This is a genomic window from Aeromonas sp. 1HA1, from assembly GCF_029237385.1.
Classification (GTDB): domain Bacteria; phylum Pseudomonadota; class Gammaproteobacteria; order Enterobacterales; family Aeromonadaceae; genus Aeromonas; species Aeromonas popoffii.
This window is the reverse complement of the sequence record NZ_JAACGC010000093.1, coordinates 1-12,001: the sequence shown is the minus strand read 5'-3', so window position 1 is coordinate 12,001 and position 12,001 is coordinate 1. Positions and strand designations below refer to the sequence as shown.

At 60.0% G+C, this 12,001-nt stretch carries 11 protein-coding genes and 1 riboswitch; of the genes, 5 read left to right on the top strand and 6 right to left on the bottom strand.

Annotated elements, in window-relative coordinates; genetic code table 11:
• Nucleotides 1-553 precede the first annotated feature (553 nt).
• A complete protein-coding gene (locus GWQ22_RS19390; RefSeq protein ID WP_042036224.1) occupies nt 554-1,045 on the top strand; it encodes an RNA-binding protein in 492 nt (163 codons plus the stop codon).
• Nucleotides 1,046-1,063: 18 nt separating this feature from the next.
• On the opposite strand, the gene murI is transcribed toward GWQ22_RS19390, so the two are convergent.
• The 3 genes from murI to GWQ22_RS19375 form a co-directional block, all read right to left on the bottom strand.
• Nucleotides 1,064-1,855: a glutamate racemase gene (gene murI, locus GWQ22_RS19385; protein WP_275931342.1), complete on the bottom strand. Its 792-nt coding sequence runs from the start codon at nt 1,853-1,855 to the stop codon at nt 1,064-1,066.
• A 129-nt stretch (nt 1,856-1,984) separates the two neighbouring features.
• Entirely contained in the window at nt 1,985-3,811 is a 1,827-nt protein-coding gene (locus tag GWQ22_RS19380) for a TonB-dependent receptor (protein ID WP_275931341.1), read from the bottom strand.
• A 51-nt stretch (nt 3,812-3,862) separates the two neighbouring features.
• A riboswitch (cobalamin riboswitch) is annotated at nt 3,863-4,041 on the bottom strand.
• A gap of 36 nt (nt 4,042-4,077) precedes the next feature.
• Nucleotides 4,078-4,980, bottom strand: a complete 903-nt coding sequence (locus GWQ22_RS19375; RefSeq protein WP_042036231.1) for a LysR family transcriptional regulator — start codon at nt 4,978-4,980, stop codon at nt 4,078-4,080.
• 110 nt (nt 4,981-5,090) lie between these two features.
• On the opposite strand from GWQ22_RS19375, the gene GWQ22_RS19370 reads away from it, so the two are divergent.
• From GWQ22_RS19370 to GWQ22_RS19355, 4 genes are all read left to right on the top strand, one after another.
• A complete protein-coding gene (locus tag GWQ22_RS19370; protein ID WP_275931343.1) occupies nt 5,091-6,017 on the top strand; it encodes a sodium-dependent bicarbonate transport family permease in 927 nt (308 codons plus the stop codon).
• 4 nt (nt 6,018-6,021) lie between these two features.
• A complete protein-coding gene (locus GWQ22_RS19365) occupies nt 6,022-6,324 on the top strand; it encodes a hypothetical protein (protein ID WP_005321666.1) in 303 nt (100 codons plus the stop codon).
• Between the two features lie 63 nt (nt 6,325-6,387).
• Nucleotides 6,388-6,897 carry a 5-(carboxyamino)imidazole ribonucleotide mutase gene (gene purE / locus GWQ22_RS19360; protein ID WP_042036236.1) on the top strand — a complete coding sequence of 170 codons (510 nt, stop codon included), beginning with the start codon at nt 6,388-6,390 and terminating at the stop codon, nt 6,895-6,897.
• On the top strand, nt 6,894-8,018 hold the full coding sequence (locus GWQ22_RS19355; protein WP_275931340.1) for a 5-(carboxyamino)imidazole ribonucleotide synthase: 1,125 nt from the start codon (nt 6,894-6,896) through the stop codon (nt 8,016-8,018). Before purE ends, GWQ22_RS19355 begins: the two co-directional genes overlap by 4 nt.
• A 73-nt stretch (nt 8,019-8,091) precedes the next feature.
• On the opposite strand, the gene GWQ22_RS19350 is transcribed toward GWQ22_RS19355, so the two are convergent.
• From GWQ22_RS19350 to GWQ22_RS19340, 3 genes are all read right to left on the bottom strand, one after another.
• A complete protein-coding gene (locus tag GWQ22_RS19350; RefSeq protein ID WP_275931339.1) occupies nt 8,092-9,282 on the bottom strand; it encodes an MFS transporter in 1,191 nt (396 codons plus the stop codon).
• A gap of 109 nt (nt 9,283-9,391) precedes the next feature.
• Nucleotides 9,392-10,135 (bottom strand): LytTR family DNA-binding domain-containing protein, encoded by a 744-nt coding sequence (locus GWQ22_RS19345; protein ID WP_042036242.1) that lies wholly within the window; start codon nt 10,133-10,135, stop codon nt 9,392-9,394.
• Nucleotides 10,136-10,181: 46 nt separating this feature from the next.
• Nucleotides 10,182-11,855, bottom strand: coding sequence for a sensor histidine kinase (locus GWQ22_RS19340; protein WP_275931338.1), 1,674 nt, complete (start codon nt 11,853-11,855; stop codon nt 10,182-10,184).
• Nucleotides 11,856-12,001: the final 146 nt, after the last annotated feature.

Sequence of the window (12,001 nt, the reverse complement as noted above, 5' to 3'; positions counted from 1 at the left end):
TGCTAAGAAATCGTCTTGGTCACTTCACCAGACATTGAAAATCAACAAAATTGTTTGATGTTCGATGCTGTGAGTGCCCACACAGATTGCTTGATTCAAATTGTTAAAGAGCGTCACGCTTGTCGCGTTGAGGAGGCGCATATTACACTCCTCACTTCGAAAGTCAAGCGGTTGTTTTCGCTTTTCTTTCGGCGCCCACTTCGCTAGGAAGCTGGCTCATCAGGTTGGCGTGTTCCGCCGTGCTGGTAGGGGCGCATTATAGGGAGCGGCTTCGGGATGACAAGACTTTTTTTGAAGAAAGTCACGGAAACTTCAAAATATCCAATTAGAAACAGCTTACTCAGTGTATATATACAGTGTTATCCACAAGCCGATGATTTCAGTCCTGTTTTATCATCATTTAAGTGGGTCTTCCCCCATTAAGGGATGCCATACTGGAACGGATAATGTGTACCAAGTGGTCCATGGTAGCGCCCGGCTGGAAAGCTGGTTACCATGGAGGTGAATAGAGTGTTGCACCTTTTTTGCTTTCATTTACAAAAGGTCTTTAAAGATGAATTTATCCAAGTTTCCCGTTTATGTGCAGGCGGCCATCCTTGCCCTGGTATTGGCGCTGGTTGGTTATCTGGTTGCCCAAGCTCTGCAGTTTTCTTTGAAAGCCGAAGTGATTTTTGCTGTGGGTCTGGCCATTGGTGGTTTCATCGTGCCGCTGCTTCTTAAGCGGACACCTGCCGCCACGGCAGAGCTGGTCTCCGGCCAAGAGACTTGCACCTTATATGTAGGCAACCTGCCCTATCGCGCCAACGAGATTGCAGTACGCGAGCTGTTTGCCGAACAAGGTCAGGTAATCTCTGTCCGTTTGATGAAGGACAAGGCTACCGGCAAGCGCAGAGGATTTGGTTTTGTGGAGATGCCCGCTGCCGATGCAGCCAAGGCAATCACGGCACTCAATGACAAGGAGTATCAGCAACGTACCCTCAAGGTACGCGAAGCCAACGACAAGCGGGATAAGGATGAGAGAGAAGGGAGCGAGGTCGACGCCTGATCCCTTGGCGGTAACGAACTAGTACCGAACCTCTTCGAGTGATGACAGCCCCCAAGCTTGCAAGGGGGCTGTCAGTTTTTGGGCTTCTGCATCCAGTCGGGTGCAATAGGCCCTCGCCTGCACCACGGCTTGGGAAGGTTGCCCAGCGACCGTCGCCAGTAGATGGGCCACCCGTCTTGCCACAGCGTCCCCTGAATCCACCAGCTGACATCCTGGCATCAGTTGCCGGATCTCGTCATTGAGCAGCGGGAAGTGGGTGCAGCCCAGCACCAGTGTATCCGGTCTTGCCTCTCCTTCCATCCAGTCCATCAGCACCTCCTGCAACAGCGCCATGTTTACCGGCCGTCCCGCCAGCTTGTGCTCGGCTTCGATCACCAGCTCGGTCGTCCCCTTGAGCAACACCCGCTGGCCCGGGGCAAATTGGGTAATAAGGTGGTGAGTATATTCACGGCTGACGGTGCCCGGGGTGGCCAGCAAGCCAATACAGCCATTGCGGGTCAGGGTAGCAGCCGGTTTGATGGCAGGCACCACGCCGACAACCGGAATGGTCAGGGCCGCACGCAAGGACGGCAGGGCTATGGTGCTGGCCGTGCTGCAAGCAATCACCACCAGATCGATGGCATGCTCGGCCACCATATGACTAACCAGCCGGGTGCAAGCCGTAATGAGGGCAGCCTCACTCAACTCACCGTAGGGGAAGTTTGCATTGTCGAAACAATAGAAGTAGTCGTGTGCCGGCAACGCACGGCGGATCTCGCGATAGATGCTCAAGCCACCCATGCCGGAGTCGAACACTAGAATATTGGCCACCTGACCTCCCCCTTTGGTGCAAGGCGGCTATCATACTCTCGCCTGCCGCCAATAGAAAAGGCCCTGCACATGGCAGGGCCTCGCTTTTTCTCTTCTACATATAGCAGCTATATATAGCTGCGCTGGCCATCAGAGGCGGTAGTCCGCCGTCAGTTTGAACTCGGTACCCGCAGATGCGTAACCATAGGCCGGGGTATAGTCACAATCGAACAGGTTGTCGATGCGACCACCCAGAGTGAGCTGAGGCGTCACCCCATAGCTGGCCGCCAGATTGATCAGGGTGTAGGAACCCAGTTCTACCCGCTCTGCCGGGAAGCTGCTGAAGTTCTTGCCATCCCGCTTGCCCACATAAAGCAGTTCGGTTGAAAGATCGAGCTGACCCAGCTGTACCTGGGTCAGCCAGCTGACCTTCTGCTTGGCGCGGCGCAACAGTTGCTGGTCGCCATCGTTCTTGTCTTCGGTCTTGGTGTAATCGAAGCTGACGTCGTGATGGAGCGGTCCGGTTTCCAGACCCAGCGCCACTTCCACGCCGCGGATCTCGGCATCCGTGTTGTCAGGCTCACAGCTGGAGAACGCACTCTGACAGACGATCAGGTTCTGGATCTTGTTGCGATACAGGTTCAGCGACCAGTCCCAACCGGTATAACGACCGCTGAAGCCCAACTCCAGGTTCTTGCTCTCCTCCGGTTTCAAATCAGGATTCTCATAACCGGGATAGTAGAGATCGAGGAAGGTCGGCGCCTTGAAGCCGGTGCCATAACTCAACCGCATATTGTGGTTATCATCTATGTCCAGACCACTGGCGGCAGACCAGGTGTTGTGACGGCCATACTGCTGGTTGTCATCGGTGCGACCCGAAAGCTCCCACAGCAGGGCCTGCCAGCGATAGCTGCCCACCGCAAACAGACCCGTGTTGTCGCGATCGGGGGCATTGAACGCCTGACCAGCGCTGCGCGAGTTGGATTTCAACTGCTCCTGCTGCCAGTCTGCACCACCGGTCAGATTGAGCCCCTCGACGCCGCTCCAGCTGTTGATCCAGGAGAAACGGGTCAAGCCGGTGTGGATCGGCTGGGCGCTGGATTCCCCCTTGCTCTCCAGCCAGCTCTTCAGCTTGTTCTCGCCATAACTGGCCTCCAGCCGACTGGTCAGCGTCTCGCTCTGAAACTTGAGACCACCATCATACTGGAAGGCCTTGACTCGGCTTTGGTCTGTAGTGCCGTCGGTATCTGTCAAGTTGTCATAGCCCTGGGCGTTGAAGTCCGCACGCCAGGCATCATTGAAGGCGTGGTTCAGCCCGATCTGGCCGTGCAGACTGTCGAAGCCATCCCGATCCGGCTGCTGGGCATTGGCCACCACATCGAAACCATCGGTACGCTCATAGCCGATCATCATATTCATGTCGGTCTGCTGACCCAGGGCCTGCACGGTACGTGCCTGACCCTGGCCATAACCATTGCTGCCCACGCCACCTCTCAGGTGGGTCTCGTTGCCATGCTTGGCGGAGGTTTTGGTGATGAGGTTGATGACGCCACCGATGGCATCCGCGCCATAGACAGCCGCGCGCGGGCCCCGGATGTACTCGATGCGCTCGATATTGCCGAGGGGGATCTGGCTGAGGTCTGGCGTGCCGGCCACCATGGCGGCGATGGGGCGCCCATTCATCAGCACCAGCGAATGGTTGGAGTTGGTACCGCGGATGAACAGGCTGCTCATGTGCCCTCGCCCACCCAGGGTGGTGATCTGCACACCCGGCAGCGTCTTCAACAGTGCAGGCAGGCTCTGCACCTGACGGGCTTCGATCTCGGCGCGCTCGATCACCACAACAGGAGCCAGGACGGAGCTGATGGGTTGTTCCACCCGGTTGGCGGTGATCACCAGGGTAGGATTGACGGGGATGGTCGTCTGGGCGAAGGCAGCCGTTGGCAACAGGGCTGCCACCAATAATTTCTTGGACATGAGAGATCCTTAAGTTCGCGTAAGCATCTACTTCGTGGCCGGTTTCTCTCGGCCCGAAATATGAACTTTGGCAGGTCTTCGGGCTGAGGGGCTGATGGCCTACGGCGACGGCTTCCCACCTGACGGCAGTGCCCTGATGTCACTTCGTTCCCCCTTACCGCTGCGCGCCAGCTCCGGATTTTCACCGGATTCCCTATTAAGCATGATGCGCCAAAGCGGCGGGGATTATAGGCAGTGCCAGATTGGATGTATAGCCATCCAGATTTCTATTTATGCTTTTCCATCTCTACCAGCCGCTGTCTGGCGCCCTCTATCACCGCCTGTACACCGGGGTGGGAGAGTTGGCGGCCAGCAGAGACCAGATAATAGGAGAGCGTGACCTCGGGCAAGGTGGCGAGCAACTCGACGCCATAGAGGCGCTCAATCTCGTCACGCATCGCAAGGGGGGCTGGAAAGATCCCCATGCCCGCCTTGCCGAACGACTTCATCAGGGTTGAGTCGTCAAACTGACCGACCAGATGGGGATGTATGCCCTGCTGGCGATACCAGGCCAGCAGCCGGTCATGGGTGGCCGATTTCTCTCCGGGAATAAGCAGCGGTAACCCCTCCAGCGAGGCGGGAAAGCCATCCCGCGCCCGCGCCGCCAGCGCCGGGCTCGCAAACAGTGCCAGCGGGCTACGCCCCAGTTCATGGTTGTAGCCACGTACGCCGCTGTCCGGTGGCAGTGGGCGATCGATCAGCACCATATCCAGCTTGTGTCTGGCCAGCTCGCTGAATAGCTGTTCGGCCCGCTCTTCATGGCAGATCAGCCGCACCGGTGTCGCCAGCGCCATGGCGGGGGCCAGCAGCTCGAACGCCAAGGTGCGGGGCACGGAGTCGGCAATCCCCACCTGCATGATCAGCTCCTGGCTGGCGTGGCGCAGGGTGTGTTCCAGCTCGGCCCCCAGCGAGAAAATCGCCCCCGCCTGCTCCTGTGCTTGCCGTCCGGCGACGGTCAGCACGAGGCGTCGACCCACTCTGCTAAACAGCGCGACCCCGAGGGAGATCTCCAGCTCGGCGACCTGACCGCTGATGGTTTGCGGCGTGAGATGAAGCTGTTGCGCCGCCTGCGTCACGCTACCGCAGCGCGCCACATGCCAGAAGTAGTAGAGCTGTTTGTAGTTGAGCATGCCATCCCTTATCAGTTTTTACCGAACAACCATCAGTCACAATCTGATTTTATCGAAACATCGCGGGCTCTAGCATGCAACCATTATCTGCACTCCTCCTGCGAGCCATCATGCTGGATGTCGTTGTTCTCTTCTTTCTATTCGGACTGCTGGCCGGTCTGGTGCGCTCCGAGCTGAAATTACCGCCCGCGCTCTACGATACACTCTCCCTTTTCCTGCTGCTGGCCATCGGCCTCAAGGGCGGTGTCGGCCTGGCCCAGCAATCCTTGTTGCCACTGCTGCCACAACTCGCCTTGGTGATACTGCTCGGGGTGGTGCAGACCCTCGCAGGTTTTGCGCTGTTGCGCATCAAGATGAACCGGGTGGATGCCGCCGCTACCGCAGCCCATTACGGCTCGGTCAGCGTGGCCACCTTTGCGGTCGGGGTGAACTGGCTGACCGAACGGGGTATCAGTTTTGAATCACAACTCTCTATCTTCCTCGCGGTGATGGAGATCCCGGCCATCCTGGTGGGGATAGTGCTAGCCCGTGGCATCAGCCGCGAAACTCGCTGGCGCATGCTGGCTCACGAATCTTTCCTCGGCAAAGGGGTGACCCTGCTACTGGGCGGTATGGCCATCGGCTATCTGGCAGGCCCCGATGGCGTTGCCCCGCTCAAACCGCTGTTCGTCGACCTGTTCAAGGGAGCGCTGGCACTGTTCCTGCTGGAGATGGGCCTCATCGTCGCCCGCCAGTGTCAGGACTTGCGCAAGCATGGCTTCTTCCTGCTCGGCTTCGCGCTGTTGATGCCGCTCGCTTCAGCGGGACTGGGATTGGCAGCTGGCCAGCTGATGGGGCTCTCCCTCGGCGGCCTGACCCTGCTGGCCACCCTGGCGGCCAGCGCCTCCTATATCGCCGTACCGGCCACCATGCGTATCGCCCTGCCACAAGCCAACCCGGGGTTGTCCCTCAGCGCCGTGCTGGGGGTCACCTTCCCGTTCAACATCATGCTGGGAATCCCGCTCTACCACAGCTGGGCCCGCCACTTCACGGAGTAGCCACATGCAGACCGAGACCCGCACCCTGTTGACCGTTATCACGGAAGCAAATCTGGAGCCGACCCTGCTGCGCACCCTCACCCGCGAGGGGCTGCGCGGCTACACCATCACCGATGCCCGCGGCCGGGGTGATCATGGCGAGCGTAACGCCAGCTGGAGCGAGAGTGGCAATATCCGGCTGGAGGCGATCTGCAGCCGCGAGCAGGCGGAGCGGCTGCTGGCCCACCTGCAGAGTCGCTACTACCCCGACTACGCCATGATCGCCTTTCTGCAACCGGTCGAAATCGTGCGACCCGAGAAATTCTGAGCCGGCTTGCCGGCTCTTTTTGTTTACCAAAAGCAAACGTTTAACAGCAAGGAACCAACAAACATGAACACCCCTCCCCTGATTGGCCTGGTGATGGGCTCCGACTCCGACTGGCCCGTGATGCAGGCCGCAGCCCGCATCCTCAAGGAGCACGGTGTGCCCTACGAGGCGCGCGTGGTGTCTGCCCATCGCACGCCGGATCTGCTGTTCGAATATGCCGCCAGTGCCCGCGAACGCGGTCTGCGCGCCATCATCGCCGGGGCCGGTGGCGCCGCCCACCTGCCGGGTATGGTCGCCGCCAAGACCACGCTGCCAGTGCTGGGCGTCCCCATTCCCTCGCGTCAGCTCAAGGGGATGGACTCGCTGCTCTCCATTGTGCAGATGCCCAAGGGGGTGCCGGTCGCTACCTTCGCCATCGGCGAGGCGGGGGCAGCCAACGCCGGACTGTTCGCGGTCTCTCTGCTGTCGGTCGCCCGGGACGAGGAGGCTCCCCGCTACCAGCAACAGCTCGACGACTTCCGTGCCAACGAGCGTGACCGGGTGCTGGCGCTGCAACTGGAGGAGCCGACATGATAGTGCCACCCGCCACCCTCGGTATGCTCGGCGGCGGCCAGCTTGGCCGCTACTTCGTGATGGCCGCCCACCGCCTCGGCTACAAGATGGTGGTACTGGATCCCGACCCGGCCAGCATCGCCGGTGCCGCCGCCGATCACCATATTGTCGCCTCCTATGACGACCAAACGGCCCTGCACGATCTGGCCAGCCGCTGCGCCGCCATCACTTGCGAGTTCGAGAACGTACCCGCCGCCACCCTGGCACTGCTGGAGCAACGCAAGCCGGTGCGCCCGGCCGCCAGCGCAGTGCGTATCTGTCAGGATCGCCGCGAGGAGAAAGCCTTTCTGCGCGAAGCAGACATCCCGGTTGCCCCCTATCTGGCGCTGCTGGCGGAAGATCCCATCCCCGCACAGGCCAGCGAACTCTTCCCCGCCATCCTCAAGACTGCCCGCGAAGGGTACGACGGCAAGGGGCAGTGGCAGGTAAACAATCTGGACGAACTGGCAACGGCGCTGGCAGGCAGTGGCGTGCCCTGCGTGCTGGAGAAACTGCTGGCGCTGGAGGGGGAATTTGCCCTGACGCTGGCCCGCAGCCCAGGCGGCGCCATCAGCGCCCTGCCACTGGTGCAGAACTGGCACAGCGGCGGCATTCTCGACCAGACTCGCTCACCGGCCAATGCGCCGGCGCTGGAGAGTGAGGCCAAGCGCATTGCCGAACATCTCATCGCCGCCCTCGACTACGTGGGGGTACTGACGGTGGAGTTCTTCCTGGTGGGCGGCCAGCTGTTGGTGAACGAGATGGCGCCCCGCCCTCACAACTCGGGCCACCCCAGCCTCGACAACGCTGAATGCAGCCAGTTCGAGTTGCAGGTACGCGCCCTCTGCGATCTGCCGCTGCCAGAGCAGATCGCTGTGCGGCCCGCCCTGTTAATCAACCTGCTGGGAGATCTCTGGCAAAACGGCACGCCAGACTGGGCCGCCCTGCTGGCGCTGCCCGGTCTGCATCTGCACCTCTATGACAAGGGCAAACCCCGCCCCGGCCGCAAGATGGGCCACATCACCATCACAGGTGATAACTGGTCAACGGTGGAGGATACCTGCCGTCAGGCCCGTCTGTTGCTGGGGCTAGCGCCACGCTGAGCGACCATCCGAAATGCAAAGACCCGGGCATGGCCCGGGTCTTTGTTATTGCTTGCTGTGGCAGTGAGGGTAATCAGGCCCGCGCCACCGATACCGGCGCCGGCAAACGGATGGTCAGGGAGAGCACCAGCGCCACCACCAGCAACACCAGGATCAGGTTGAAGGTCGCCATAAAGCCGCCAAACAGGAAGGCCACGATGGAGCCGATGATGCTGCCCAGACCAAAGCCCAGATAGATGACGCCGTAGTTCTTGGTCAGGTTGTTGAGACCGAAGAAGTCACTCACCAGTGAGGGATAGACGGTGATGGTGCCACCGAAGCTGAAAGCCACACAGGCTACCGCCACGAAGAAGAGGTTGGCATTAAGCGGCACGAACAACAGCAATCCCATGCCACAGAGCATGATCAGCTGGGCGATGGTGATGACCCGGATGCGGGAGATCTTGTCAGAGAGGATACCCAGCACCAGTCGCCCCCCCAGGTTGGCCATGGCGATCACCGCGACCGCATTGACAGCCACTGCAGCCGACAGACCCACCATGTTCTCGCCGATATCCTTGGCCACACCGATGACATAGAGGCCGCTCATGCAGGTGGTGAGGAACATCAGCGCCAGCATCCAGTACTGCGGCTTGCGCATCGCTTCGGCCAGGGTGAAATCACGGCGCTCGGTCTGCTGCGCCGAAGCGGCCTGCTGGGGTGCATCCTTCATCAGCATGCCACCCACCAGCACCATGGACATGGTGATCAGCCCCCACAGCTGGAAGGTGGTCTCAAGGCCGGAGCTGGAGAGCAGCAGCAGGTTGATATATTTGAAGCCGAGACTACCGAGGCCATAGGCACCGATGGAGCAAGCGGAGATGAGCCCTTTGCGCTCCGGGAACCACTTCACGCAGTTGGAGAGGGTCATCAGATAGCCGGTACCGTTGGCAAAACCGACCAGAATGCCCGCGCAGAGATAGAGCATCACCAGATTGCTGGCGTGGGCGGTGAGGAAGAGGCCAATGCCGAGCAGCACGCCGGCCCCCAGGGTGACATTGCGCACCCCGAACCGCTCCTGCAGCTTGCCCGCCATGCAGGAGGCCACCGCCAGAGAGAGGCTGAGCAGGCCAAAGGCGAAGGCCACCTGGCTCACCGGCTCGTCCAGCTTGTCGGAGAGCTGGGCGTTGAACAGGCTCCAGGTGTAGACAGAACCCAGTGCGAACTGGGTGATGATGGTACCGATCAGTGTCAGGTACCGGGTGCGGTTCAGATCGATGGTCATGATGCGTCTCGGTCGATGGCCTTCAGGAAAGTGAGGCCACTATAGGCAAGACGCCGCGCGCGCCGACCGATTAAGGCATGAAATGCAGATCGGCGGGAATGAATGACAATCAGAGCCGCATCAGCTGACGGAACGCCTTGATGTTGCTGCGGCTCACCGGCACCTCGAACGGCAGATCATGGAGCCGGATGAGATAGGTGCTGTTAAACCAGGGCACTATCTCGCGGATCTTGTTGATGTTGACGCAGTAGGAGCGGTGACAGCGGAAGAACCCCTCGGCAGGCAAGCGGCTGACAAACTCGCTGATGGTCATGGTCATCACGTAGCGATCGGTGCGGGTGTAGACATAGGTGAGCTTCTCGTCCGCCTCTGCGTAGTAAATCTGCTCGCAGGGGGTGACTATGATACGCTCCCCCTTCACCAGATTGACGGTGCGATTCTGCGGGCTGATCACGTCGCCGCTCGCCTCCCCCGTAGTGGCTGGCTGCGACTTGCCCGCATGCTCGAGCTTTTGCAGCAGATTGATGATGCGCGGCTCGTTGTAGGGCTTGAGGATGTAGTCGAACGCCTCCAGCTCGAACGCCTCCACCGCAAACTCCTTGTAGGCAGTGACGAAGACGATGTGGGGCGGGTGACTCGATTTGTGCAGGTTCTTGGCCAGCAGCAGGCCGTCGATGGAGGGGATCTGGATATCGAGGAAGACCACATCCACCTCGTGATCCTGCAGGTATTTGAACGCCTCCAGCCCATCCTCGAAGCTCGCCACTATCTCGATGGTGCTGTGCTGATTCACCAGATAGATGAGCTCCTCGCGAGCCAGATATTCGTCTTCGACAATAATGGCTTTCAGCATGACAACACCTCTCGCGGCACACACTTATCCCCAACCATGATGGCACTCAGCATGGCATCGACTCCTGATCCGGCAGATAGAAACAGACTTCGGTACCCGGCTCCAGCCGCTTGAGCTGCAGACCGTCGCCATAGAGCAGTTTGACCCGCTGATGCACGTTCATCAGGCCGATGCTGCGGCTCTCTACCCGACCGGCGGCCACCCCGTCGATCACTGTCTGACTGATGCCATAGCCGGTGTCTCGCACCGATACCCGGATGCCCCCCGCCAGCTGTTTCACCTCGATGGTGACCCGACCCGGCGCACTGCGAGGCTGGATGCCGTGCAGGATGGCGTTTTCCACCAGCGGCTGCAACAGCAGGCTCGGCACCTGGATGTGGACATCGTCCACCTCGAACACCACCTCCAGCTTGTCGCCGAAGCGGGCCTGCTCGATGGCCACATAGTCGCGCACCTGCTGCAGCTCCTCCTGAATGTCGATGAGCTCATCCCCCTTGTTGAGGTTGTAGCGCAGGTAGTCCGCAAGATTGGCGATCAGCTGGCGCGCCTGCTGGGGGCGAATGCGGATGAGCGACGAGATGGCGTTGAGGGCATTGAACAGGAAGTGCGGGTTGATCTTGCTCTGCAGCGCGGTGAACTCCGCCTTGCGGGTCATCTCCTTGAGCTGCTCGATGCGCGACACCTCCATCTGGGTAGAGATGAGCTGGGAGAGGCCCACCGCCATCTCCCGCAGCGAGCTGGTGATGCTGTGGGTGCGGCGGTAATAGATCTTGAGGGTGCCGCTCACCGCGCCGTTTTCCCGCAGCGGAATAATGATGACCGAGTGGAAATCGGATAGGTGATACTGGCGCAGATCGTTGTTGATGATGATCTGGTCGAGCAGCACCGCCTGCTGGGTCATGCCGCTGATGGCGTGGTGCTCGTCCAGCTCGTAATAATCCTTGCCCACCCCCACGTAGGCCAGCACGTCATGGGTATCTGTGATGGCCACAGCATCGGCGCTGATGTCGCGCCGGATCACCTCGCACACCTGACTGAGAGAGTGGCGATCGATGTTCTGGAAGAAGGGCAACGTCTTGTTGGTGATATCCAGCGCCAGCTTGGCCTGCTTGGCGGCAATCAGCTCCTTCTCGTCATCCAGATCCTGCACCAGCTTGATGATGAGGCCGATGCAGAGCGCCCCGGCGATCATCGGATAGGCGATGTGGTTGACGATCTCCACCCCTACCCCGTGGGGCTCTGTCAGCAGCAGGATCAGCAGCATGGTCAGCCCCTCGCACAGCATCCCCGCCAGAATGCCGTAGAGCCAGAGTCGCGACTTGCGACAGCGCAGGTGCAACCAGGTCGCCAGCAGGCCGGCGATAATGCTGGTGATGAGGCAAGGGATCGAGGTGTGACCATCCATATCGATGAGGTAGCGGTGCAGGCCGGAGATGACCCCGGCCGGAATGCCGACCCAGGGGCCAAACAGGATACCGCCCGAGATGATGGCGATGATCCGCACGTTGATCAGCGCACCCTCCACCGGAATGCCGGTGTAGGTACTGTATACGGCGAACAGACAGAAGATGGAGGCCACCAGCACCAGCTCGGCCGGGGTGTGATCCCGCTTCTGGAACAGCCGCTGGAACGGCCTTGTGCGGGTCAGAAAGAACAGGGTCATCAGCATCAGCGCCGCCCGTTCGAATACCGCCAACAACATCATCTGATTTTCGAGCAAAACCGGGATCCCGTATCAATGGAGTTATGGTGATTTCTGGTGTATGGGGGAGATAGAGAAGGTGGCGTATCCTGCTGATTGATTCCCGCGAAGAATCTCAATTAACAGAGGTGATACGCCATGACCAATTCTACCCTCAGAGTCCT